The organism is Nonomuraea sp. B208, assembly GCF_057536035.1.
This window is the reverse complement of sequence record NZ_BAAJOU010000028.1, coordinates 794,259-817,616: the sequence shown is the minus strand read 5'-3', so window position 1 is coordinate 817,616 and position 23,358 is coordinate 794,259. Positions and strand designations below refer to the sequence as shown.

The 23,358-nt window shown below is 70.8% G+C and carries 19 protein-coding genes; 4 read left to right on the top strand and 15 right to left on the bottom strand.

The features are described from left to right. Positions 1-84 precede the first annotated feature (84 nt). From mltG (AC27IY_RS40075) to AC27IY_RS40040, 8 genes are all read right to left on the bottom strand, one after another. Positions 85-1,242 carry an endolytic transglycosylase MltG gene (gene mltG / locus AC27IY_RS40075; protein ID WP_423450389.1) on the bottom strand — a complete coding sequence of 386 codons (1,158 nt, stop codon included), beginning with the start codon at positions 1,240-1,242 and terminating at the stop codon, positions 85-87. A gap of 211 nt (positions 1,243-1,453) precedes the next feature. Further along, positions 1,454-2,578, bottom strand: coding sequence for an endolytic transglycosylase MltG (gene mltG / locus AC27IY_RS40070; RefSeq protein ID WP_487181166.1), 1,125 nt, complete (start codon positions 2,576-2,578; stop codon positions 1,454-1,456). A gap of 649 nt (positions 2,579-3,227) precedes the next feature. Then, positions 3,228-3,707 (bottom strand): Holliday junction resolvase RuvX, encoded by a 480-nt coding sequence (ruvX, locus tag AC27IY_RS40065; protein WP_449945475.1) that lies wholly within the window; start codon positions 3,705-3,707, stop codon positions 3,228-3,230. A gap of 7 nt (positions 3,708-3,714) precedes the next feature. Further along, complete coding sequence (alaS, locus tag AC27IY_RS40060) at positions 3,715-6,387, bottom strand: alanine--tRNA ligase (RefSeq protein WP_423450392.1); 2,673 nt, start codon at positions 6,385-6,387, stop codon at positions 3,715-3,717. A 60-nt stretch (positions 6,388-6,447) separates the two neighbouring features. Beyond that, positions 6,448-6,681, bottom strand: a complete 234-nt coding sequence (locus AC27IY_RS40055; RefSeq protein WP_344218504.1) for a hypothetical protein — start codon at positions 6,679-6,681, stop codon at positions 6,448-6,450. Further along, positions 6,678-7,079: a DUF948 domain-containing protein gene (locus AC27IY_RS40050; protein ID WP_344218502.1), complete on the bottom strand. Its 402-nt coding sequence runs from the start codon at positions 7,077-7,079 to the stop codon at positions 6,678-6,680. The genes AC27IY_RS40055 and AC27IY_RS40050 overlap by 4 nt, the downstream gene beginning before the upstream one ends. A 63-nt stretch (positions 7,080-7,142) precedes the next feature. Continuing rightward, positions 7,143-8,408, bottom strand: coding sequence for a replication-associated recombination protein A (locus AC27IY_RS40045; protein ID WP_344218604.1), 1,266 nt, complete (start codon positions 8,406-8,408; stop codon positions 7,143-7,145). Between the two features lie 69 nt (positions 8,409-8,477). Continuing rightward, on the bottom strand, positions 8,478-8,960 hold the full coding sequence (locus AC27IY_RS40040; RefSeq protein ID WP_449945478.1) for a hypothetical protein: 483 nt from the start codon (positions 8,958-8,960) through the stop codon (positions 8,478-8,480). Between the two features lie 167 nt (positions 8,961-9,127). Between AC27IY_RS40040 and AC27IY_RS40035 the strand changes: the two genes are divergently transcribed. Then, entirely contained in the window at positions 9,128-10,024 is an 897-nt protein-coding gene (locus AC27IY_RS40035; RefSeq protein WP_364445097.1) for a peptidylprolyl isomerase, read from the top strand. 63 nt (positions 10,025-10,087) lie between these two features. Here the strand turns inward: AC27IY_RS40035 and aspS are convergent, their stop codons facing one another. From aspS to AC27IY_RS40020, 3 genes are read right to left on the bottom strand one after another with little or no spacing between them, the layout of a single operon-like run. Then, positions 10,088-11,821, bottom strand: coding sequence for an aspartate--tRNA ligase (aspS, locus tag AC27IY_RS40030; protein ID WP_344218496.1), 1,734 nt, complete (start codon positions 11,819-11,821; stop codon positions 10,088-10,090). Next, the gene (hisS, locus tag AC27IY_RS40025) at positions 11,818-13,074 is read right to left on the bottom strand and encodes a histidine--tRNA ligase (protein ID WP_344218494.1); all 1,257 of its coding nucleotides are present in this window, start codon (positions 13,072-13,074) and stop codon (positions 11,818-11,820) included. The genes aspS and hisS overlap by 4 nt, the downstream gene beginning before the upstream one ends. After that, positions 13,074-13,754 carry an MBL fold metallo-hydrolase gene (locus AC27IY_RS40020; protein ID WP_344218492.1) on the bottom strand — a complete coding sequence of 227 codons (681 nt, stop codon included), beginning with the start codon at positions 13,752-13,754 and terminating at the stop codon, positions 13,074-13,076. The genes hisS and AC27IY_RS40020 overlap by 1 nt, the downstream gene beginning before the upstream one ends. Before the next feature lie 138 nt (positions 13,755-13,892). Between AC27IY_RS40020 and AC27IY_RS40015 the strand changes: the two genes are divergently transcribed. The 3 genes from AC27IY_RS40015 (at position 13,893) to AC27IY_RS40005 (ending at position 17,276) form a co-directional block, all read left to right on the top strand. Then, complete coding sequence (locus AC27IY_RS40015; protein ID WP_344218490.1) at positions 13,893-14,762, top strand: peptidylprolyl isomerase; 870 nt, start codon at positions 13,893-13,895, stop codon at positions 14,760-14,762. Between the two features lie 62 nt (positions 14,763-14,824). Then, on the top strand, positions 14,825-16,054 hold the full coding sequence (locus AC27IY_RS40010) for a DUF349 domain-containing protein (RefSeq protein WP_344218488.1): 1,230 nt from the start codon (positions 14,825-14,827) through the stop codon (positions 16,052-16,054). 130 nt (positions 16,055-16,184) lie between these two features. Next, entirely contained in the window at positions 16,185-17,276 is a 1,092-nt protein-coding gene (locus tag AC27IY_RS40005; RefSeq protein ID WP_449945486.1) for a cupin domain-containing protein, read from the top strand. Between the two features lie 10 nt (positions 17,277-17,286). Here the strand turns inward: AC27IY_RS40005 and AC27IY_RS40000 are convergent, their stop codons facing one another. From AC27IY_RS40000 to secD, 4 genes are all read right to left on the bottom strand, one after another. Continuing rightward, positions 17,287-19,479 (bottom strand): RelA/SpoT family protein, encoded by a 2,193-nt coding sequence (locus tag AC27IY_RS40000; protein ID WP_364445165.1) that lies wholly within the window; start codon positions 19,477-19,479, stop codon positions 17,287-17,289. Positions 19,480-19,682: 203 nt separating this feature from the next. Then, a complete protein-coding gene (locus tag AC27IY_RS39995) occupies positions 19,683-20,201 on the bottom strand; it encodes an adenine phosphoribosyltransferase (RefSeq protein ID WP_364445092.1) in 519 nt (172 codons plus the stop codon). A gap of 323 nt (positions 20,202-20,524) precedes the next feature. Next, on the bottom strand, positions 20,525-21,523 hold the full coding sequence (gene secF, locus AC27IY_RS39990; protein ID WP_344218482.1) for a protein translocase subunit SecF: 999 nt from the start codon (positions 21,521-21,523) through the stop codon (positions 20,525-20,527). Position 21,524: 1 nt separating this feature from the next. Continuing rightward, complete coding sequence (gene secD, locus AC27IY_RS39985) at positions 21,525-23,351, bottom strand: protein translocase subunit SecD (RefSeq protein ID WP_364445091.1); 1,827 nt, start codon at positions 23,349-23,351, stop codon at positions 21,525-21,527. Positions 23,352-23,358: the final 7 nt, after the last annotated feature.

Genomic DNA, 23,358 nt, shown 5'->3' with positions numbered 1-23,358 from the left:
GCGGGCCGCGCCGCTCCTCGTACGACGCCGCCCACCTGCGATTCGTCGTCGCAGGTGGGCGGGGTCGGCGGGCGGGAGGGCGGGTCAGCCGCCGCAGCCGCCGTTCGCGGTGCACTCGGCGAGCAGCGCCTGCCGCTCGGCGTCCGTGGTGGCGAACTTGGTGACCGAGCTCTTGGGGTCGGTGGCCACGAAGTACAGCCAGGAGCCCTTGGCCGGGTTGAGTGCGGCCTCGATGGCGTGGTCGCCGGGGTTGGAGATCGGGCCCGGCGGCAGCCCCAGGTGCTTGTAGGTGTTGTACAGGGACTTGGTCTCCAGCTCGGCGTGGGTCGCGTAGGTGCGGTACTTGCCGAGCGCGTACATCACCGTGCTGTCCATCGACAGGGTCATCGGCGGGTTCCGCTCGAGGCGGTTGTAGATGACGCGGGCGATCTTCGGCATGTCCTCGGCGCGGCCGGCCTCGGCCTGGATGATGCTGGCGATGACCATGATCTCGTGCGGCTTGCGGCCGAGGGCCTTGGCGCCGCCTTCGAGGTCGATGCGCTCGGCGGTCTGGTTGAACCGCTTGACCATCTGCGCGAGCATCTGCTTCGGCGTGGCCGTGGGCTGGAACTCGTAGGTGGCGGGGAAGGCGTAGCCCTCCAGCTTGCCCCTGGCGTACGACGGCAGCTCCAGGTCGTCGGCCTGCTTGGCCGCGGCCTGGAACTCCTTGACCGGCTTGCCGGTCTCCTTCGCCAGCGTGGCCAGCGTGTCCGACAGCCGCAGGCCCTCCTTGAGCGGCACCCTGACCAGCAGCTTGTTGGTGGGGGTGAGCGCGTCGACGGCGGCGGCGGCCGACATCTTCTTGCGCATCTTGTACGTGCCCGGTTGCAGCGAGCCGCTCTTGTTGGCGTTGCCGATCGCGTTGGTGAACGCCCTGGCGCTGGCGACAACCCCCTGCTTCTCCAGCTCCTGCGCCACCTCCGACGCGCTCTGGCCGTCCTGGATCTCGATGACGACCTCTCCGGTGCCCTGACCGGTGTAGTCGTCGGGCACGAGAGCGTCGCTGAGCCAGAGGTAGCCGTAGTAGCCGCCGCCGCCGATGATGCCGGCCAGCACGACGAAGGCGAGCAGCGGCGCGATGAATCCACCCCGGTTACGACGGCGGCGGCGTCTCCGGTTGCCGCGGCCGCCCCGGGCGCGCCGTCGGGACTGACCTTCGTCGTCCTCGGCGCCGAGCAGCGTGTTCAGATCGAGATCGCTCATAGGTTCGCAGGCCAATCTCCCGGTACGGCCGGCCAGGCGTCAAGCGGAAGTGCCCAACCGGCACAGCTCACCGAGCGGAACTGGGGGGTCCGCCGATCATGTTCCCACGACCAGCGGAGATCACTCTGGGTAGCCATGCTAGAGGACAGAGAGAGGAGATGTGTCCCCTTCTGCGACATTTGCGCGGGAGCGCAGGAAGCCACGTCGAACATCAGCTCGTCCCGAGGTTCTTGTTCAACTCTTCCCGGTATCTCACGAACTCGCTCTCTTTGTTGGTGAATTTGGTGATTCTATGCGCCGGATCTGTCGTCACAAACCAGTGCCAATCGCCGTCCGCCGGGTTCAGAGCCGCCACCAGCGCCTTGGCGCCGGGATTGGCGATGGGGCCGGGAGGCAGCCCCTTGCGACGGTAGGTGTTGTACGGAGAGTCGACCTTGGTGTCCTTCTCGGTCACTCTCAGCGTCCGCCGCTTCTGCGCGTACAGGACGGTGCTGTCGATCTCCAGCGGGGTGCCCCGCTGGAGCCGGTTGTAGATCACCCTGGCGATCTTGGGGTAGTCGGCGTCGGTGCCGCCCTCGGCCTGGATCATGCTGGCCACCGTGACCGCCTCCAGCGGCGTCAGGTGCACGCGGGCGGCCTGCTCGGCCAGGCGGAGCCGGCGCGCCTCGGCGCCGAAACGCTCCACCATCGCCGCCAGCACGTCGACGGGGGTGTCGCCGGGCTCGATCTCGTACGTGGCCGGGAACAGGAATCCCTCCAGGCCGGGCGCGTACGACGGCAGGCCGACCAGCCCCTTGTCCACCGCCAGGAACTCGCGGAGCGACAGGCCCGTCTGCTTGGCCAGGCGGGCCAGCACTTCGCTCACCCGCATGCCCTCCGGCACGGTCACCCGCTTGACGACCCGTGAGCCTGCGTCGAGCAGCAGGTCCAGCGCCGCCGTCGCGGCCATGCCCTTGCGCAGGCGGTAGGTGCCGGGACGCAGCCGTCCGGTCACCGCGCGGTCCTCGGTCGCGCGTACGAACGACCCCGCGCTCGCCACCACCCCGGCGTCGGCCAGGGCCACGCCGATCGCCTGGGCGCTGGAGCCGGGCGGGATGCGGACCGTCACCGTGCCCTCGCCCCTGCCCTCGAAGTCGGCGGGGCTGAGATACGGCTTGACCACCACGATGACGCCGACACCGGCCGCGATCAACGTCACCGCCAGCCCGGCGGCCACCAGCCCCGCCTTGCGCGCGGCCCTCCGCCGCCCGCTCTTCCCGGCTTCAGCCGTCGTCCCGCCGTCCTGGTCGCCGGACACAGCCCCCGCGCCCTCGTGGCCGGCGGACCCGAATTCCACACCCTGGCCCTCGGCCGCGGGCCCCTCGCTGCCCTCGGCTGATTCCGGCCTCGCACCCGCGCCCCCGAGCGCTGGTCCATCGGCGGCGCCATCGCCCAGCCCGCGGGAGGTCTGTCCCGTGGAGGTCTGTCCGCTGGAGGCAGAGCCCTCGCTCAGGCCGGCGGGCGCCGTGGCATCGCCCTGGCTTCCAGGTGCTTCGGCAGTCTCTCCCGTCGCGTGGGCAGGCCCACTCACGCCGCCACGCGGAGCAGCCGAAGCCACCCCGACCGGCCCATCACGATCCGACCCGTCACCGGCCACCCCGACGGGCCCATCACGATCCGACCCGTCACCGGCCACCCCGACCGGTCTCGCACGATCCGACCCGTCACCGGCCACCCCGACCGGTCCGTCGCCGGCCGCCCCGGCCTGGTCGTCTTGCGGCTCCTCCGTTGGCCCGTCGATGGGGGTCGTTTTCGAAGGTGCGGCGTCCGTCGCGTCGTCGGTGGCCGGCCTGAGGCCGTCATCTCCCACGACCTCATCCTCGGAATCGAACGGGATGAGGTCACCGCTGTCGTCCTGCTCCTCGGGCAGGCGGCCGTCCGGTGTCTCGTTCACGGCGTCACCGCCCCGGCGCCCGCCGCGCTCCCCCGCCCCGTGCGCCCCCGGCTCATTGGGCAGGTCCGTCGGCCGCCGCGGGCGGTTCGACGGGCCTGCCTGGTGGTCTGTCGGTGGCGCGTTCGGAGTCGAGCGCGTCCTGCAGCAGCACGACGGCCGCCGCCTGGTCGACGACGCCCCGCTGCTTCTTGGCCTTGACGCCGCTGGCCCGCAGGCCGTGCTGGGCGGCGACCGTGGTCAGCCGCTCGTCGAACAGCCGGACGGGCGTCGGCGCGAGCCGGGCGGCGAGCCGCTCGGCGTAGGCGCGGGCCAGCTCCGCCGCCTGCCCCTCGCGCCCGGACAGCGACCGGGGCAGCCCCACGATGACCTCGATCGCCTCGTGCTCGGCGACGATCGCCGCGATGCGGTCGAGGTCGCCCTTGCCACGCCGGACGGTCTCGACCGGCGTGGCCAGCATCCCCGAAGGATCGCTGCGGGCCACGCCGACCCGCACGGAGCCGACGTCCACGCCGATCCGTGAACCGAACCTCATCTCAGCGTCAGCCGAGCTGACCCGCGATGGCCTCATCGACCAAGCGCAACGCCTCGCCGATCGCCTCCGGTCGCGTGCCACCGCCTTGCGCGACATCGTCCTTGCCGCCACCGCCACCCCCAAGCGCCTTGGCGGCGACGCCGACCAGCTGCCCAGCCTTGAGCCCCCGCTCGCGCCCCGCCTCGTTGACCGCGGCAACCACCACAGGCCGGTCGGAGGGGACACCGGCGATCACGACGACCGCCGGCCTGTCGGACGGGAACCTGCCACGCACATCAAGCGCGAGCTTACGCAGATCATCCGAGCCCGTGCCATCAGGCGCGCGGTGTGTCACGACGGAGACGCCGCGCTGGTCACGGGCCTGCGCCACCAGCTCGCCCGCCACCGCGAGCACCTGCGCCGAGCGCAGCCGCTCCAGCTCCTTCTCGGCCGTGCGCAGCCGGGTGACGATGCCGTCGATGCGCTCGGGCAGCTCCTCGCGGCGCGCCTTGAGCTGCTCGCTGAGCTGGTGGACCAGCACGCTCTCGCGGGCCAGGAAACGGAAGGCGTCGATGCCGACCAGGGCCTCGACCCGTCGCACGCCCGCGCCGACCGACTGCTCGCCGAGCACCTTGACCAGGCCGAGCTGCCCGGAGCTGTGAACGTGGGTGCCGCCGCACAGCTCGCGCGAGTAGTCGCCGATCTCGACCACGCGGACCTCGTCGCCGTATTTCTCGCCGAACATGGCGAGCGCGCCCATCGCCCGCGCCTCCGCCTGGGAGGTGTAGAAGGCGTTGACCTTGAGGTCGTTGATGAGCACCGCGTTGACCTCGTCCTCGACGTCGCGCAGCACGCTCGGCGGCACGGCGCCGGCCGCGGTGAAGTCGAAGCGGAAGCGGCCGGGTGAGTTCTCCGAGCCGGCCTGCGCCGCCGTCTCGCCGAGCGCGTTCTTGAAGCCGCGGTGGACGAGGTGGGTGGCGCTGTGGCTGCGCGAGATCGCGCGGCGGCGTTCGAGGTCGATCTCCGCCTGCGCCTCGTCGCCGACCTTGAGCTCGCCGCTGCGGACCTTGCCGCGGTGGACGATGAGCCCGGGAAGCGGCTGCTGCACGTCGGTGATCTCGACCTCGGCGCCGCCGGTGCGGATGACGCCCTGGTCGGCGAGCTGGCCGCCGCCCTCGGCGTAGAACGGGGTGCGCGCGAGCACGACCTCGACCGTGCTGCCCGCGCCCGCCGCCGGGACGGACGCGCCGTCGATCAGGATGCCGACGACGCTGGTGTCGGCCTCGGTGTGGTCGTAGCCGAGGAACTCGACCTTGCCCGCCGCCTCCAGCATCTGGCCGAACACCGAGATGTCGGCGTTGCCGGTCTTCTTCGCCGCGGCGTCGGCCTTGGCCCGCTGCCGCTGCTCTTTCATGAGCCGGCGGAAGCCCTCCTCGTCGACCTTGAGCCCCTGCTCGGCCGCCATCTCCAGGGTGAGGTCGATCGGGAAGCCGTAGGTGTCGTGGAGCTGGAACGCCTGCTGGCCGGACAGGGTGCTGCCGGACTTGCGCTTGGTCTCCTCGACGGCCACGTCGAAGATCGCGGTGCCGGTGCGGAGCGTGCCGAGGAAGCTCGCCTCCTCGGCGTCGATGACCGCGTGGATCTGCGGCGCGTCGACCTTGAGCTCGGGGTACTGCTCGCCCATGACGTTGATCGCGACGTCGGTGAGCTCGTGCATGTAGCGCTCGTCGCCGGAGCCGAGCAGGCGCAGGTTGCGTACGGAGCGGCGCAGGATGCGGCGCAGGACGTAGCCGCGGCCCTCGTTGCCGGGCAGGACGCCGTCGGCGACCAGCATGGTGCCGGTGCGCACGTGGTCGGCGACCACCCGCAGGCTCACGTCGGAGCGGCGGTCACGGCCGTAGCGGGTCTTGGTGAGCTCGGCCGCCTTGTCGAGGATCTTGTAGGTGGTGTCGATCTCGTAGATGTTGTCGACGCCCTGCAGGATCGCCGCCATGCGCTCCAGGCCCATGCCGGTGTCGATGTTCTTGGTCGGCAGCTCGCCCGCTATGTCGAAATCGACCTTGGTGCGGACCGCGCTGAGCTGGTACTGCATGAAGACGAGGTTCCAGACCTCGAGGTAGCGGTCCTCGTCGGCGACGGGGCCGCCCTCCTTGCCGTATTCGGCGCCGCGGTCGTAGTAGATCTCCGAGCAGGGGCCGCCGGGGCCGGGCACGCCCATGTGCCAGTAGTTGTCCTCCAGGCCGCGGCGCTGGATGCGGTGCTCGGGCAGGCCGACCTTGTTGCGCCAGATGTCGTACGCCTCGTCGTCCTCGAGATAGACCGTCGCCCACAGCTTGTCCTCGGGGAAGCCGAAGCCGCCGTCGGACTCGGAGCGGGTCAGCAGCTCCCAGGCGAACGGGATCACCTCGGCCTTGAAGTAGTCGCCGAAGGAGAAGTTGCCGAGCATCTGGAAGAACGTCGCGTGCCTGGTGGTCTTGCCGACCTCTTCGATGTCGGGCGTGCGGACGCACTTCTGGGCGGTGGCCAGCCGGGACGCCGGAGGCTTGCGCTGCCCCAGGAAGTACGGCTTGAACGGCGCCATACCGGCCGGAACCAGGAGAAGCGTGGGGTCCTCTGCGATCAGGCTGGCCGAGGGCACTATCTTGTGCCCACGCTCCTCGAAGAAGCGCAGGAAGCGGCGCGCGATCTCTGCCGACTCCATGGTGGCCATCCTTTGCGTTAGTCGTCGTGTCGGGTCGAACGAATGTGTCAGCGGTCGGTGTCAGCGGGGGGTGTCTTCAGCCTGGTCGAGCCCGAGGCGTGCCCGCAACTCGGTTTCGCGCACCGCGGCCTCGCCGAGCGCGTCCGAGGTAAAGTCTCTCACCCGCTGGAGCATGCCCGCCGCCCCGGCGGCCGTGCGGCGGGCGACGTGGTCGGGGTGCAGCGCCTGCAGCCGGCGCATCACCCAGAAGGCGAGGAACGCGCCGAGCGACAGGTAGAACAGCCTGCGGATCATTTGACCCGCCCCGGCCGGGCGCCGTTGACCGGCCGGCCGCGCCGGACCGGCCGGCGGGCCTCGATGGCCCGGCGCACGCCGTAGCCCAGCGAGGACACCTTGATCAGCGGGCCGGTGAACATGGTGTCGGTGACCGCGCTCAGCCGGGCGGCGTGGCCGCTGACCTGCTTGACGTCCTTGGCGATGGCCTCGACGGCCATGAGCTGCCTGTTGGTCTCGTTGACGGTGAGGCTGACGTCGTCGAGCAGCGGCGTGAGGCGGTTGTTGAGCTCGGTGACCGCCTTGGTGGTCTCCTTGAGCAACCGGGCGAGCTTGACGAGCACCATGGCCAGCACGCAGACCAGGACGACCCAGCCGGTGGCGGCGATCAGACCGGCGACCTCTCCGGCGGTTAGCATCCGCTCATCTCCCTTGTGTGCTGGGCAGGAACGGCACGACCCTATCGCGTCCCGCTGACAACATCAGTGAGGACCGCGAGGCGTGAGGGGGCCACCGCGCAGGAACTCGCGGATCTTGGCCCAGCGCTCGGCGACCGGAGCCTCGGCGCCGTGCCGGGTGGGCTCGTAGTAGCGGCGCTCGCGCACCTGCTCGGGCGCGTAGTCCTGGCGGACGAGCCCGTGGTCGAAGTCGTGCGGGTATTTGTAGCCCTCGCCGTGGCCGAGCTTGGCCGCTCCGCCGTAATGAGCGTCGCGCAGGTGGCCGGGCACCTGGCCGATCAGCCCCTTGCGCACGTCGCCGATCGCGGCGCCGATGGCCTTGACGACCGCGTTGGACTTGGGGGCCAGCGCGCAGTGGATGACCGCGTGCGCCAGGTTGATCTGCCCCTCGGGCAGGCCGATGAGCTGGACGGCCTGCGCGGCGGCGACGGCGGTCTGCAGGCAGGTGGGGTCGGCCATGCCGACGTCCTCGCTGGCGAAGATGACGATGCGGCGGGCGATGAAGCGGGGGTCCTCGCCGGCCTCGATCATCCGGGCGAGGTAGTGGAGCGCGGCGTCGGCGTCGGAGCCGCGCATCGACTTGATGAAGGCGCTGATCACGTCGTAGTGCTGGTCGCCCTGCCGGTCGTAGCGCACCGCGGCCTTGTCGACGGCCTTCTCGACGACCTCGACGGTGATGTCCTCGGCCAGCAGCGCGGCCGCCTCCAGGTAGGTGAGCGAGCGCCTTGCGTCGCCGCCCGCGAGCCGTACGAGGTGCTCCAGCGCCTCGGGGGCGAGCCGGTGGCGCCCGCCGAGCCCGCGCGGCTCGGCCACCGCCCGCTCCAGGACGGCGCGGATGTCGTCGTCGGACAGCGACTCCAGGGTGAGCAGGAGCGAGCGCGACAGCAGCGGCGAGATGACCGAGAAGTACGGGTTCTCGGTGGTGGCGCCGATGAAGGTGACCCAGCGGTTCTCCACGGCGGGCAGCAGGGCGTCCTGCTGGGCCTTGTTGAAGCGGTGGACCTCGTCCACGAACAGCACGGTCTGGCGGCCGGTCATGCCCAGCTCGCGGCGGGCGTTGTCGATGGCCGCGCGGACGTCCTTGACCCCGGCGGAGACGGCGGAGATCTCCACGAAGCGGCGCTGGGTGACGTTGGAGACGACGTAGGCGAGCGTGGTCTTGCCGGTGCCGGGCGGCCCCCACAGGAACAGCGACATGGGGGCCTCGCTCTCGACCAGGCGGCGCAGCGGGGTGCCGGAGCCGAGCAGGTGGCGCTGGCCGATGACCTCGTCGAGCGTGCGCGGGCGCATGCGCACCGCCAGGGGCTGCGGGGTGGCGTCCTCGGCCGCCGAATCGAACAGGCTGTCCACAAAGCGAGATTACAGGCCCCAAACAGCCCTCGCGCCCGAGTCCCCTGCCAGGAAGCAGAAGTAGCCCGCCACGGCGGCCAGCACGACCGTGAGCCCGGACAGGACCAGCGAGACGGGACGGCCGAAGCGGTCACGGCCGACGGAGTCGCGGGCCGGGCGGGTGGCGTGCACCAGCAGCAGCGTGACCGCGGCCAGGCCCGACGCCGACAGCAGCAGCGGGTCGGCGAAGCTCTCGTGCGTGGCGATGGCCCGGCCGAGCTCACCCTCCGCGGTGGCGAAGCGGGCCTCCTTCAGCCGCTCGCCGCTCTCCTTGGCCGCGAACACGGACACGGGCCCGGCCAGGGAGAGCAGGATCGCGGCCCAGGCGACGTACGGACGCCACCGCGGCACCAGCGCGTAGACCGCCGCCACCGCGGCGAGCAGCGGCATCAGCACGACGGCGAAGTGGATGACGAGCGCGTGGGCCGGCAGGCCCAGGATCTGGTCGAACATGACGGCTCCTTTGTGCTCTTTTCAACTACGTTCGGGAGCACGATAAGGTTCGCCGCCCCATCCGTCGCATGTCACGGCTTTGCCACTTACATCCGGCACATACCGAGGGCCGGTAGCATGCGCGGAGTTGTTTGGTCATGTGTCGGCAAAGATGAAGGAGACATGCGGTGAGCGGCGAAGACCGCAAGAGCGACCTCGCGCGGGAGCACAAGGAGCGGCAGGAGAAGCGCGCGGCGGCCGAGGGCTCCTCCAAGGCGAAGCGGAACGCCTTCATCGGCGCGGGCGTGGCTGTGGTGGTGGTGGCCGGCGGCATCTTCGCCGCGACCACGCTGAGAGGCGGCGACGGGCCGGACCCCGCCGCGGCGGAGAGCTCGGCCTCCGCGTCGGCGTCGGCATCGCCCTCGGCGTCGCTGCCGATCGCGCCGACGACGACCGCGGCGGCGGGGCCGGTGACGTGCACGTACAAGCGGGACGACTCCGTCCCGAACAAGTTCGTGGGCCTGCCCGGCAAGAAGCCCAACATGAAGTTGAAGAAGATGACGATCAACTTCAACCGCGGCAAGGTCGTCGTCGACCTGATGACCGAGGCGGCCCCGTGCACGGTCAACGCGCTCAGCTTCCTCAACAAGAAGCACTTCTACGACAACATGAAGTGCCACCGGCTGGTCACCACGGACGTCTCCGGCGTGCACCTGCTGCAGTGCGGCGACCCGCAGGCCAAGGCCGACGGCAAGAACCCGACCGACGGCCAGGGCACCGCGGGCTTCGTCTACGGCGACGAGAACGTCGAGATCCCGCCGGCCAAGGGCGTGGTCTTCATGTCCCAGCCGGGCGACTCGGTGGGCCAGAACAACAGCCAGTTCGTCTTCTCGCTGTCGGACGAGAACACGCAGCTCGGCGGTGGCTTCTCCACCGTCGGCGTGGTCAGCGAGGGCCTGGACATGCTGGTCGGCCTGGCCAAGGACGGCTCGGACCTCATCGTGAACGAGGCCGACATCACGGGCGACGGCGGCACCACCGCCCCCAAGAAGCCGGTCATCATCAAGAGCATCACGTTCTCCTGACCCGCGCGCGCAAGAAGCCGGCAGGGCGCCCGCCCCGCCGGCTTCTCTCATGCCGGGCCCGGATCAGTCCTTGCGCGGCGTGGCGTCGACGCCCGCCTCCTTGCGCTGTCCCGCCGTGATGGGCGTGGGCGCGCCGGTCAGCGGGTCGAAGCCCGAGGCCGTCTTGGGGAAGGCGATGACGTCGCGGATCGACTCGCCGCCGGCCAGCAGCATGCAGATGCGGTCCCAGCCGTAGGCGATGCCGCCGTGCGGCGGCGGGCCGTACTTGAACGCCTCCAGCAGGAAGCCGAACTTGCTCTCGGCCTCCTCCTTGGAGATGCCGAGCACGTCGAACACGCGCTGCTGCATCTCGGCCCGGTGGATACGGATCGAGCCGCCGCCGATCTCCATGCCGTTGCAGACCATGTCGTAGGCGTAGGCCAGCGCCTCGGCCGGGTGGTCCTGGAAGTTGTCGGCCCACTCGGGCTTGGGGCCGGTGAACGGGTGGTGCACGGCCGTCCAGCCGCCCTCGCCGTCCTCCTCGAACATGGGGGCGTCCACGACCCACAGGAACGACCACTGCGACTCGTCGATGAGCCCGCAGCGGCGGCCGATCTCCAGCCGGGCCGCGCCGAGCAGGTCGCGGGCGGCGTTGCGGGCGCCCGCGGCGAAGAAGATCGCGTCGCCGGGGGCGGCGCCGACCTTGGCGGCCAGCCCGGACAGCTCCTCCTCCGACAGGTTCTTGGCGACCGGGCCGCCGAGCGTGCCGTCCTCCTGCACCAGCACGTAGGCCAGGCCCTTGGCGCCGCGCGAGCGGGCCCACTCCTGCCAGCCGTCGAGCTCCTTGCGGGTCTGCGAGGCGCCGCCCGGCATGACGACCGCGCCGACGTAGTCGGCCTGGAAGACGCGGAAGGTGGTGCCGGCGAAGTAGGAGGTCATCTCGACCAGCTCCTGGCCGAAGCGCAGGTCGGGCTTGTCGGAGCCGTAGCGGGCCATGGCCTCGGCGTACGTCATGCGCGGCAGCGGCGTCGGCAGCTCGTAGCCGGCGAGCTCCCGCCACAGGCGGGCGATCAGCGTCTCGCCGACCTGGATGACGTCCTCCTGGTCGACGAAGGACATCTCGACGTCGATCTGGGTGAACTCCGGCTGGCGGTCGGCGCGCAGGTCCTCGTCGCGGTAGCACTTGGCGAGCTGGTAGTAGCGCTCCAGGCCGGCCACCTGCAGGAGCTGCTTGAACAGCTGCGGCGACTGCGGCAGGGCGTACCAGTTGCCGGGCTGCAGGCGCACGGGCACGAGGAAGTCGCGGGCGCCCTCGGGCGTGGAGCGGGTCAGCGTCGGGGTCTCGACGTAGACGAAGCCGAGCTCGTTCATGACCTCGTTGGCGAGGTAGGTGGCCTTGGAGCGCACCCGCATGGCATGGGCCACCTGCTGGCGGCGTACGTCGAGGTAGCGGTACTTCAGCCGCGCCTCCTCCGACACCCCCACGTTGCCCTCGATCGGGAACGGCAGCGGCGCCGACTCGCTCAGCACCTCGACGGTGTCGGCGACGACCTCGATCTTCCCGGTGGGCAGCTCGGGGTTCTCGTTGCCCTCCGGGCGCAGGCGGACCTCGCCGACGACCTTCACGCAGTATTCGGCGCGCAGGTCGTGGGCGTGGTCCTCCTCGCGGAAGACCACCTGCGCCGAGCCGGAGGCGTCGCGCAGGTCGATGAAGACCACGCCGCCATGGTCGCGGCGGCGGGCCACCCAGCCCGCGAGCGTCACCTTCTGCCCGGTGTGCTCCTCGCGGAGCGACCCGGCCGTATGCGTGCGGATCACTGCACTTTCCCCTTCAAGACGTCCACGACCTGGGCCAGCGGCACCTCGGTCTGGTCTGCTGTGGTCAGGTCCTTCACTTGCACGGCCTGGGCCGCGAGGTCACGCTCGCCCAGGATCAGTGCGAAACGGGCGCCGGAACGGTCGGCTCCCTTCATCGCGCCCTTGAGCCCCTTGCCGCCGAAGGCCATGTCGGCGGCGACGCCGGCCGCGCGCAGGTCGTTCACGAGGGTGAACATGGCACGGGCCGCTTCGTCGCCCAGCGCCACACCGTACACCTCGCAGCGGGCGGGGGTGGCGAGCTCGACGCCCTCGCGCTCCAGGGCGATGACGGTGCGGTCGAGGCCGAGCCCGAAGCCGATGCCGGGCAGCGCGGGCCCCCCGATGGCCTCGGACAGGCCGTCGTAGCGGCCGCCGCCGCCGATGCCGGACTGCGCGCCGAGCAGCGGGTGGTCGAACTCGAACGTGGTGCGCGTGTAGTAGTCGAGCCCGCGCACCAGCCGCGGCGAGTCCTCCCACGGGATGCCGAGGTCGGCCAGGAGCTGCTTGACCCGGTCGTGGTAGGACTTGCAGCCGGCGCACAGGTGGTCGCCGATGAGCGGCGCGTCCGCGAGCTGCTCCTGCACCTCGGGCCGCTTGTCGTCGAGCACCCGCAACGGGTTGATCTCGATGCGGGCGCGGGTCGCCTCGTCGAGGTCGAGCGCGCGCAGGAACTCCTGCAGCCGGGCGCGGTAGATCGGGCGGCACTCGCGGCAGCCCAGCGAGTTGAGCAGCAGGCGGACCCGGGTGAGCCCCAGCGTGGTGTACCACTGCCAGGCCAGCGCGATCGTCTCGGCGTCGACCGCGGGATCCTCGCTGCCGATGGCCTCCAGGTCGAGCTGGTAGAACTGGCGGTAGCGGCCCTCCTGGGGCGCCTCGGCGCGGAAGACCGGGCCGTCGGTCCACACCTTGACCGGGAGCTGGCCGCGGTGCAGGCCGTGCTCCAGGACCGCGCGCAGCACGCCGGCGGTGAACTCCGGGCGCAGCGTGAGCGAGCGGCCGCCGCGGTCGGTGAAGGTGTACATCTCCTTGCTCACGACGTCGGTGGACTCGCCGACGCCACGGGCGAAGAGCTGGGTGTCCTCGAAGACCGCGGTCTCGAGGTAGGAGTAGCCCGCGCGCCTGGCCGTCTCGGCGAACGCGGCGCGGATCGCGTAGAACGTCGAGGCCTGCGGCGGAACGTATTCCTTGACGCCTTTTGGTGCTTGGAAGCTCATTAGATCCCTCGTGTGGGACCGGCGTGCGGCGCTGCTTCCTTCAGGTAGGGGTTGGTCGCGCGCTCGCGGCCGATCGTGGTCTGTGGTCCGTGGCCCGGCAGGACGACCGTATCGTCCGGCAGCGGCAGACACTTGGTAGCCAGGCTGCGCAGGATGGTCGGATAGTCGCCGCCGGGAAGATCGGTGCGGCCGATGGAGCCGGCGAACAGCAGGTCGCCCGAGAACATCACGTCGTCCGAGGGCAGCCGGAAGCTCACCGACCCCCTGGTATGGCCGGGGGTGTGGTCGACGACCAGCTCCAGGCCGGCCAGCTCCAGCACGGCGCCGTCGGTCAGCTCGCGCACGTCGTCGGGCTCGCTGAAGGTGAGGCCGCCGAACAGCGCGGCGCTCTCGCGGGAGAACCCGGCGCCGGGGTCGCTGAGCAGGTGGCGGTCGTCCGGGTGGATCCAGGCCGGCACGTCGCGGGCGCCGCAGACGGGGGCCACCGACCAGACGTGGTCGAGGTGGCCGTGGGTGAGGATCACGGCGACCGGCTTGAGCCGGTGCTCGCGCAGCAGGTCGTCGACGCCTTCCGCGGCGTCCTGGCCCGGATCGACGATCACGCACTCCTCGCCGGCCGCGGGCGCGACGACGTAGCAGTTGGTCTGGAAGGCCCCTGCGGGGAAGCCGGCGATGAGCATCTGCCTCAGGTGATCTCGTCGAAAAGCCAATGGGAATGTAACCGAAGGGTACCGGTGCGGGTCGCCGGGCTGCGAATCATTACCCATTGGCCGATACGATTCGCCCACCTTGGTTGATTGACTATGGGAGGCAAAGCGGTGGCCACGGGGAAGGACCGGCAGAAGCAGCTGGCGCGTGAGCACTACGAGCGGCAGATGCAGCGCCGTCTCGAGCGCGAGCAGAAGGCCAAGCGCACGGCGATCATCGGCTCGACGGTGGGCGTGGTGATCGTGGTCGGCGGAATCGTGGCCGCGGTCGCGCTCCTGGGCGGCGGCGACACGGGCACGGAGGCGGCCGCCTCGCCGAGCGCCTCGGCGGCGGAGACCGCCTCGGCCTCGGCGAGCACAGGACCCAAGCCGTACGACGCGGCCACGGGCACCTGCGACTACGTCAAGGACACCACCGGCGGCACGGTCAAGGACGTCGGCATGCCGCCGGCGAAGGTCAAGACCACTCCCGCCAAGAAGACCATGACGCTCAAGACCAACCTGGGCGACGTCGTGGTCGAGCTCGACAACGCCAAGGCCCCCTGCACGACCAACTCGCTGGAGTTCCTGGCGAAGAAGAAGTACTACGACGGCAGCAAGTGCCACCGGCTGGGCAGCGAGAAGTTCCCCATGCTGCAGTGCGGCGACCCGACCGCCAAGGCCGACGGCAAGAGCCAGGACGGCGCGGGCGGCCCCGGCTACGTGATGGCCGAGGAGAACCTCGAAGGAGCCCAGTACAAGCGCGGCGTCATGGCGATGGCCAAGACCAGCGCGCCCGGCACCACGGGAAGCCAGTTCTTCCTGGTGTTCGGTGACATCCAGCTCACCCCCGATTACACGCCTGTGGGTACGATCACGAAGGGTCTCGACATCCTGGACAAGGTGAACAAAGCAGGCGTCATTGCCGACATGGGCGACGGGACCGGGGCGCCGAAGGAAACCATGGAAATCAAAGACGTGACAATCGCCAGCAAGAGCTGACGTAATACAAACTAGGGACGAAGTAGTCCCGAAGGGTCTGATGGAGAGTGCGGGAGGACACGGTGAGCACCGACCCGTGGGGCCGGGTAGACGACGACGGCACCGTCTACGTGCGTACGGCTGAGGGAGAACGGGCCGTCGGCTCCTGGCAGGCCGGTGAACCCGAAGAGGCACTGGCCTACTTCCATCGCAAGTACGACGAGCTGGCGGGCCAGGTTCAGCTGCTCGAGCAGCGGGTGCGGGGCACCGACCTGGCTCCGGCCCAGGCCGAGGCCAGCATCGCCAAGCTGCGCGAGGCGGTCGCCGACGCCCACGCCATCGGCGACCTGCAGGCGCTGACGGCGCGCCTCGACGGCCTGACCGAGCTGGTCGCCCAGCGTCGCGAGGAGGTGAAGGCGGCCCGCGAGCAGGCGCGCGCCGAGGCGAGGACGGTCAAGGAGCGCATCGTCGCCGAGGCCGAGCGCATCGCGGACGAGACCACCCACTGGAAGTCCGGCGGCGAGCGGCTGCGCCAGCTCGTCGAGGAGTGGAAGGCCGCCGACCGCATCGACCGGGTCACCGAGGCCGCGCTGTGGAAGCGGCTCTCGGCCGCCCGTACGGCCTTCGCCAAGCGGCGCAAGCAGTACTTCGCCGGCCTGGACGAGCAGCGCGAGGGCATCCGCGCGACCAAGGAGCGCATCGTCGCCGAGGCCGAGGCGCTGGCCGGCTCCACCGACTGGGGCCCCACGGCGGCGGTCTACCGCGAGCTGATGCAGCAGTGGAAGAGCGCCGGCCGGGCCTCGCGTGAGGCCGAGGACGAGCTGTGGGGCCGTTTCAAGGCCGCCCAGGACCAGTTCTTCCAGGCCCGCTCGGCGGTCTTCGCCGAGCGCGACGCCTCGCTGGCCGCCAACGCGCAGGTCAAGGAGGAGCTGCTGGCCGAGGCGGAGAAGATCCTGCCGGTCACGGACGCCCGCACGGCGCGCGCCGCGCTGCGTCACCTCCTGGAGCGCTGGGAGGCCGCGGGGCCGGTGCCGCGCGAGCAGCGCGACCGGCTGGAGGGCGGGCTGCGCCGCGTGGACGAGGCCGTGCGCAAGGCCGAGGACGCCGAGTGGAAGCGCTCCAACCCCGAGGCCAGGGCCCGCGCGCAGAGCACGGTCGACCAGCTCCGCACCTCGATCGAGCAGCTGGAGAAGCGGCTGTCCAAGGCGCAGTCGGCCGGCCGCGCCAAGGACGTCAAGGAGGCCGAGGAGGCCCTGATCGCCCGCCGCTCCTGGCTGGAGGAGGCCGAGCGCACGCTGGCCGAGTTCAGCTGACGCTGCGGGCAGGTTCGCTGACCTGCGGGTAGGGCGCGCCGGCCGGACCGCCGCGTCCACGTCCCTGCTTTCCGCCCGATCACGGGGAATCGGGCGGCACGCGGCCCATCCCGCGATCTAGGCTGACCGCATGGATCCGGTCAGTGTCGCGCGTGCGCTCGTCGAGGAGCTGTTCCCCGGCGCCCTGTACGCCTTCGTCGGCGGCAGCGTGCTCACCGAGCGCCGCACCAGCACCTCCGACCTCGACGTCGTCGTGGTGCTCGACGGCCTGCCCACGCCCTACCGCGAGTCGCTGCGCTGGCGGGGCTGGCCGGTGGAACTGTTCGTCAACAGCGAGACGAGCCTGCGCGCCTACCTCGACCGCGACTTCGACCGGCGGCAGCCGAGCCTCGCGCGCATGTGCGCCGAGGGCGCGGTGCTGACCGACCGCACCGGCGGCCGGGCCAGTGACCTGCAGGCGGCGCTGGGCGAGCGCCTGGCGGCCGGGCCCGGCGGGCTGAGCGACGGCGAGGCAGCGCGGGCCCGCTACGTGCTGTCCGACCTGCTGGACGACCTCGCGGGCGCGGGCGATCCCGGGGAGCGGGCGTTCATCGCCTGGCAGGTGGTGCAGGACACCGCCCGGCTCGCGCTCGGGTTCGGGCGGCGCTGGCAGGGCAGCGGCAAGTGGCTGCTGCGTGAGCTGCGCGCGCACGACCCCGAGCTGGCCGAACGGCTGCTGGCCGCCCGCGACGACCCCGCCCGCCTGGCCGCCGTCGCCTCCGGTGTCCTCGAACGGGCGGGAGGGCGCCTCTGGGAGGGCTACCGGGTCGAGGGCGACCCCTTCCACCGGCCGCTGCGTCACGTGCCCGCAGCGACGCTCTCGGACGAGACGGCGCAGAGCCCCGGCATGCGCCGGCTGGCCGCCGTCAGCGGCGCGAACGCCGGCTCCGAGCGGCTGTGGATGGGCCAGACGCACGTCGCGCCCGCCACCCGCTCCGCCGACCACCACCACGGGGCCTCCGAGACCGCGATCTACGTGGTCAGCGGCACGCCGTCCTTCGTGTTCCTGCGCGACGGCGAGGAGGTGCGGCTGGAGACCGGGCCCGGCGACTACGTGTTCGTGCCGCCGTACGTGCCGCACCGCGAGGAGAACCCCGACCCCGAGCGGGAGGCCGTGGTCGTCATCGCGCGCAGCACCCAGGAGGCGATCGTGGTCAACCTCCCCGACCTGCGCCCCCGCTGAGGAAGCCGGCTCAGCCGCCGGCGCCGCTCACGCGGTAGACGTCGAAGACGCCCTGGATGTTGCGCACGGCCTTGAGCACGTGGCCCAGGTGCTTCGGATCGCCCATCTCGAAGGTGAACTTGCTGATCGCCACCCGGTCGCGGGACGTGGTGACCGAGGCGCTCAGGATGTTGACGTGCTGGTCGGACAGCGTGCGCGTGACGTCGGACAGCAGCCGCGGCCGGTCCAGCGCCTCGACCTGGATGGCCACCAGGAAGACGCTGTCGTCGCCCGGCGACCAGCTCACCTCCACCAGCCGGTCGGGCTGCGACTTGAGCTGCTGGACGTTGGTGCAGTCCGAGCGGTGCACGGACACGCCGTGGCCGCGGGTGACGAAGCCGACGATGTCGTCGCCGGGCACCGGCGTGCAGCACTTCGACAGGCGCACCCACACGTCGGCGTCGCCCGCCACGACCACGCCCGCGCCGCCCCCGCCGCGGGGACGCCCGCGCAGCCGGGTGGGCAGCGAGGTCTCGGCGATGTCCTCTTCGGCGCTGTCGACGCCGCCGATCGAGGCGACCAGCTTCTGCACCACGGCCTGGGCCGCGATGTGGCCCTCGCCGACGGCCGCGTAGAGCGCCGAGACGTCCGAGTAGCGCAGGTCGCGGGCGAGCGCCAGCAGCGCCTCCCCCGACATCAGCCGCTGCAGCGGCAGGCCCTGCTTGCGCATGGCCCGGCCGATGGCCTCCTTGCCCGCCTCGATCGCGGTCTCGCGGCGCTCCTTGGAGAACCACTGCCGGATCTTGTTGCGGGCCCGGCCCGACTTGACGAACTTCAGCCAGTCGCGCGACGGCCCCGCGTCCGGCGACTTGGAGGTGAAGATCTCGACGGTGTCGCCGTTGCCGAGGCGCGACTCCAGCGGCACCAGCCGCCCGTTGACGCGCGCCCCGATGCAGCGGTGGCCCACCTCGGTGTGCACCGCGTAGGCGAAGTCGACCGGCGTCGCCCCCTCGGGCAGGGCGATGACCTGGCCCTTCGGGGTGAACACGTAGACCTCGGAGACCGACAGGTCGAAGCGCAGCGACTCCAGGAACTCGCCCGGGTCGGCGGTCTCCTTCTGCCAGTCGAGGAGCTGGCGCAGCCAGGCCATGTCGTTGCCCGGCTTGACCTTGCCACCGGCGCCCGCGACGCCGACCTCCTCTTTGTACTTCCAGTGCGCGGCGACGCCGTATTCGGCCCTGTGGTGCATCGAGTGGGTGCGGATCTGCAGCTCCACCGGCTTGCCCTCGGGGCCGATGACCGTCGTGTGCAGCGACTGGTACATGTTGAACTTGGGCATCGCGATGTAGTCCTTGAACCGTCCTGGCACCGGGTTCCACCGGGCGTGGATGGTGCCGAGCGCCGCGTAGCAGTCGCGGACGGTGTCGACGAGGACGCGGATGCCCACCAGGTCGTAGATGTCGTCGAAGGCGACGTCCCTGGCGATCATCTTCTGGTAGACCGAGTAGTAGTGCTTCGGCCGGCCCTTGACCACCGCGCGGATCCTCGCCTCGCGCAGGTCGCCGGAGACCTTCTCGATGACCTCCTGCAGGAACAGGTCACGGCGCGGGGCCCGCTCCGACACCATGCGCGCGATCTCGTCGTAGCGCTTGGGGTAGAGCATGGCGAACGCGAGGTCCTCGAGCTCCCACTTGATGGTGTTCATGCCCAGGCGGTGGGCCAGCGGGGCGAAGATCTCCAGCGTCTCGCGGGACTTCTGGTGGCGCTTGTGCTCCGGCAGGTAGCGCATGGTGCGCATGTTGTGCAGCCGGTCGGCCAGCTTGATGATCAGCACGCGGATGTCGCGGGACATCGCCACGACCATCTTGCGCACGGTCTCGGCCTGCGCCGCGTCGCCGAACTTGACCTTGTCGAGCTTGGTCACGCCGTCGACCAGCGAGCCGATGGTGTCGCCGAAGTCGGCGCGCAGCTCGTCGAGGCTGTAGGCGGTGTCCTCGACGGTGTCGTGCAGCAGCGCCGCACACAGCGTCTCGTCGTCGGTGCCGAGCTCGGCGAGGATCGTGGCCACGGCCAGCGGGTGCGTGATGTAGGGGTCGCCCGACTTCCGCTTCTGGTCGCGGTGGTGGTAGGCGGCCACGTCGTAGGCCCGCTCGATGACGCGCAGGTCGGCCTTGGGGTGGGTGGCCCTGACCGTACGGAACAGCGGCTCCAGCACCGGATTCATGGCCCCACCCCCGAAGCGCCGGCGGCGCGCGGCGGGGGCGCCGGACGGCTCGGCACTGCCGGAGTCGGTTATCTCGGGCACGACCGCATCACGGGGCACTCAGACTCCTCCCGCAATGGCTCCTCACGCACATGGCTCCTCACGCTCGGGTCCAGATGCACCAGTGTATCCAGGTGACGAACCCAAGCCGTCGGCGGCCGGGCTCAGACGATCACCAGGGAGTGCACCGGTATTCCGTCCAAACGCTCGCGGCCCTGCAAAAATGCCAGCTCCATCAGGACCGCGATGCCGACGACCGTGCCACCGGCCCGTCGCACCAGCTCCACGGCCGCCTGGGCCGTGCCGCCCGTGGCCAGGACGTCGTCGACGATCAGGACCCGGTCGCCCGGGGTGAACGCGTCGCGGTGCACCTCGATCGTCGCCGAGCCGTACTCCAGATCGTAGGACTCCTCCAGCGTGGCGGCGGGCAGTTTCCCCTTCTTGCGCACGGGGACGAAGCCGGCGGCCGCGCGGTAGGCCACCGGGGCGGCCAGGATGAAGCCGCGGGCCTCGATGCCGACGATCTTGTCGACCTCGTACAGGCCGGCCAGTCCGTCCACGACCGCCGCCATGGCCACCGGGTCGCCGAGGAGCGGAGTGATGTCCTTGAACATGACGCCCGGCTGGGGATAGTCGGGGACGTCCCTGATCCGGTCGAGGATCATCGTGCTCAGCTCGCTCATGCCGTCTCCCTTGCTCTTCTCCGCCGGCCGGATGCCCGGCACCATGATGGTGCATCCCGGCCCTCCCCCGGACCACCGATCCTCCCGGCCGGCCCCACCGCGCTCCGCCGGGGCGGCGCCCGCGCCGCGGAACGCGTCAGACGGGGCTCAGAGCCGTCCTCCGGTCCTCCGGGACGTGGCGGGACGTCCTGACCGTCCGGAACATCCCGCGGCGTCCCCTGCCATCCCAGAGCGTCGTACGGGACCGCCCGGACACGGCGACGCCCCCGCTCCGTCTACCCGGGAGCGGGGGCGTCGGCGAGTCGAACGGCCGGAGCGGCGGGTCAGCCCTTGGCTACCGCGGCGCTTTTGGGCCCGCCCTTCGCCCCCTTGCCCGAGCCCGTGGAGGCCAGCCGCTTGGCGATGGCCTGGTACTTCGGCTCGCGCTCCTTCAGCGTCACCAGCAGCGGCGTCGCCACGCACAGCGAGGAGTACGTGCCGACGACCATGCCCACGAACAGAGCCAGCGACAGGTCCTTCAGCGTGCCCGCGCCGAGCAGCGTGGTGCCGATGAACAGGATCGCCGCCACCGGCAGGATCGCGACCAGCGAGGTGTTGAGCGACCGGATCAGCGTGTGGTTGAGCGCGTTGTTGGCCGCCATCGAGTACGTCATCTTCGACGTGTGCCCCAGCTTGGCCGTGACTTCCTTGATCATGTCGAACACCACGACCGCGTCGTAGAGCGAGTAGCCGAGGATGGTCAGGAAGCCCAGCAGCGTCGCCGGCGTCACCTCGAAGCCCGACCAGGCGTAGATGCCCGCCGTGATGACCAGGTCGTGGAAGAGCGCGACGATGGCGGCCAGCGCCATCTTCGGCTCGAACGCCATCGACAGGTAGAGGATGATCGCGAGCATGAAGACGCCGAGGCCGATCCAGGCCTTCTGCGACACCTCGCCGCCCCAGGTGGCGCCGATGGCCTGCACGCTGACGTCGCCGGCCGGGACGTTGAAGTCCTTGGCGATCGCGGACTGCACCTCGGCCCGGAAGTCCTCCTCCAGGGTCTCGGTGGTCACCCGCCAGCCGTCGCCGGCCGACTGGACGATCACCTGGTGCACGCCCTCGTCCTGGATGTCCTCACGGATCTGCTCGACAGTGAGGGTCTGGGACGTCTTGAACGAGAAGACCGTGCCGCCCCTGAACTCCACGCCCAGGTTGAGCCCGTTGATGAGCAGCCCGACGATCGAGACGAGCAGCAGCACACCCGACAGGCTGTACCAGAGCCTCCACTTGCCGACGAAGTCGACGTCGATCTCGCCCCGGTAGAGGCGACGCGCGAGTCCCATGTCAGGCCTCCTGCGGGGTGGTCGGGCGGGCGTTGCCGCCGGCGTCGCTCATGCGCTCGGCGTCGAGCCCGGACAGCGGATGCCCCTTGGCGAAGAACTTCAGCTTCGCCAGCAGGGCGATGAACGGCTTGGTGAACAGGAACACCACCACGACGTCGATGAGCGTGGTCAGGCCCATCGCGAAGGCGAACCCGGCCACACCGCCCACCGCCAGGAAGTACAGCACGATCGCGGCGATGAACATGACGGCGTCGGCGATGAGGATCGTACGCCGGGCGCGGACCCAGGCGACCTCGACGGCCGCCCGCAAGGTGCGGTGGCCCTCCTTCATCTCGTCACGTATGCGTTCGAAGTAGACGATGAAGGAGTCGGCGGTGATGCCGATCGAGACCACCAAGCCGATGATGTGCGGCAGCGACAACCGGAAGTTGGCGTTGTGGCCGAGCACGACCACCGAGCAGTACGTGATGATCGTCGCCACCACGAGGCTCAGCACCGCCACGATGCCGAGGCCCCGGTAGTAGAACATGGAGTAGATCACCACGAGCACCAGGCCGATGACGCCGGCGATCAGACCGCCTTTGAGCTGGTCCTGGCCGAGCGTCGAGGAGACGGTGTCGATGGAGCTGCGGTTGAACTTCAGCGGCAGCGCGCCGTACTTCAGCTGGTCGGCCAGGGTGGTGGCGCTGGCCTGGTCGAAGCCGCCGGTGATCTCGGCGCGGCCGCCGGGGATCGGGCTGATGATGTTGGGCGCGGTGATGACCACGCCGTCGAGGACGACCGCGACCTTGTTGCGCGGGTCCTGCGAGTTGTACGCCTTCTGCGTGAGGTCGGCCCAGGCGCCCGCGCCCTTGCTCTTGAAGTCGAGCTGGACGACCCACTCGGTGGTGCCCTGGCGGATGCCGGCGCTGGCGGTGTCGATGTCGGTGCCGACGACCTTGGCGACGTCGAGGACGTACTTGTAGCTGCCGTCGGCCTCGCAGCCGGCGTACTGCTTGTTGGGGTCGTCCTGGACGCCCTGGCCGCGGTTGGCCGGGTCGGCGCAGTTGAGCTTGTTGAACTGGGCCAGCACGGCCGGGTCGATGCCCTCGGGGTTGACGCCGGGGTTCTGCTGCTGGGCGGGCGGGGTGCTCGCCTGCTGCGACGGCGACGCGCTCGGCGTGGCCTTGGCGTTCTGGCCCTTCTTGGCGCCCTGGTCGTTCTGGCTCTGGTCGTTCTGGCCCTGGGCGCTCCGCGTGGCCGACGGTTCGGCCGGCGCGGAGGCGCTCGGGGTCGGCGCGGTCAGCGCCGACGACAGGGCCTTGCCGGTCGGCGAGGCGCTGGGCGCCGGGCCGGCCGACTGGGAGGAGCGAGGCTGGGACGGCTGCGTCGACGGCGTGCCCGTCCCCGTCGCCGATGGGGCGGCGCTCGGGGAGGGGGCGTTGGTCGCGAGGTCCTGCGGGATCTGCGTGGCCTCCATCGCGAGCACCTGACGGAAGCGGAGCTCCGCGGTGGTGGCGACCAGCTTGATGGCCTCGCTCTGCCCGACGCCGGGGATGGAGATGATGATGTTGTCGCCGGACTTGGCGACCTCCGCGTCGGAGATGCCGGTGCCGTTGACCCGGTCGCGGATGATGTTTACCGCACGGTCAAGGATCTCCTCCGGAGGACTCGCGTTGTTGAGAGTCACCGGAGACAGAGTCACCGTCGTTCCGCCGGCGAGATCGAGCCCCAGCTTAGGCGTGAACGCCTTCTGCAGGAGCATCGTCGCGCCCATGGCGAGGATGAGCGCCAGCAGCACCAGGAGCGTTCGCCCCGGTCGGCTGTGGCGGCTGGTCGGTCGGGCCACTGGTCGT

Coding starts and splice junctions, on each gene's coding strand:
- AC27IY_RS40040 (WP_449945478.1), bottom strand. CDS start 8,960: ATGTTCGACCAGATCCTGGGCCTGCCGGCCCACGCGCTCGTCATCCAC.
- AC27IY_RS40020 (WP_344218492.1), bottom strand. CDS start 13,754: ATGCTCATCGCCGGCTTCCCCGCAGGGGCCTTCCAGACCAACTGCTAC.
- AC27IY_RS39995 (WP_364445092.1), bottom strand. CDS start 20,201: ATGAGCGAGCTGAGCACGATGATCCTCGACCGGATCAGGGACGTCCCC.
- AC27IY_RS40045 (WP_344218604.1), bottom strand. CDS start 8,408: ATGCGCCCGCGCACGCTCGACGAGGTCATCGGCCAGCGCCACCTGCTC.
- ruvX (WP_449945475.1), bottom strand. CDS start 3,707: ATGAGGTTCGGTTCACGGATCGGCGTGGACGTCGGCTCCGTGCGGGTC.
- mltG (WP_423450389.1), bottom strand. CDS start 1,242: ATGAGCGATCTCGATCTGAACACGCTGCTCGGCGCCGAGGACGACGAA.
- AC27IY_RS40055 (WP_344218504.1), bottom strand. CDS start 6,681: ATGATCCGCAGGCTGTTCTACCTGTCGCTCGGCGCGTTCCTCGCCTTC.
- secF (WP_344218482.1), bottom strand. CDS start 21,523: ATGGGACTCGCGCGTCGCCTCTACCGGGGCGAGATCGACGTCGACTTC.
- alaS (WP_423450392.1), bottom strand. CDS start 6,387: ATGGAGTCGGCAGAGATCGCGCGCCGCTTCCTGCGCTTCTTCGAGGAG.
- AC27IY_RS40050 (WP_344218502.1), bottom strand. CDS start 7,079: ATGCTAACCGCCGGAGAGGTCGCCGGTCTGATCGCCGCCACCGGCTGG.
- AC27IY_RS40000 (WP_364445165.1), bottom strand. CDS start 19,479: ATGAATCCGGTGCTGGAGCCGCTGTTCCGTACGGTCAGGGCCACCCAC.
- hisS (WP_344218494.1), bottom strand. CDS start 13,074: ATGAGCTTCCAAGCACCAAAAGGCGTCAAGGAATACGTTCCGCCGCAG.
- AC27IY_RS40005 (WP_449945486.1), top strand. CDS start 16,185: ATGGATCCGGTCAGTGTCGCGCGTGCGCTCGTCGAGGAGCTGTTCCCC.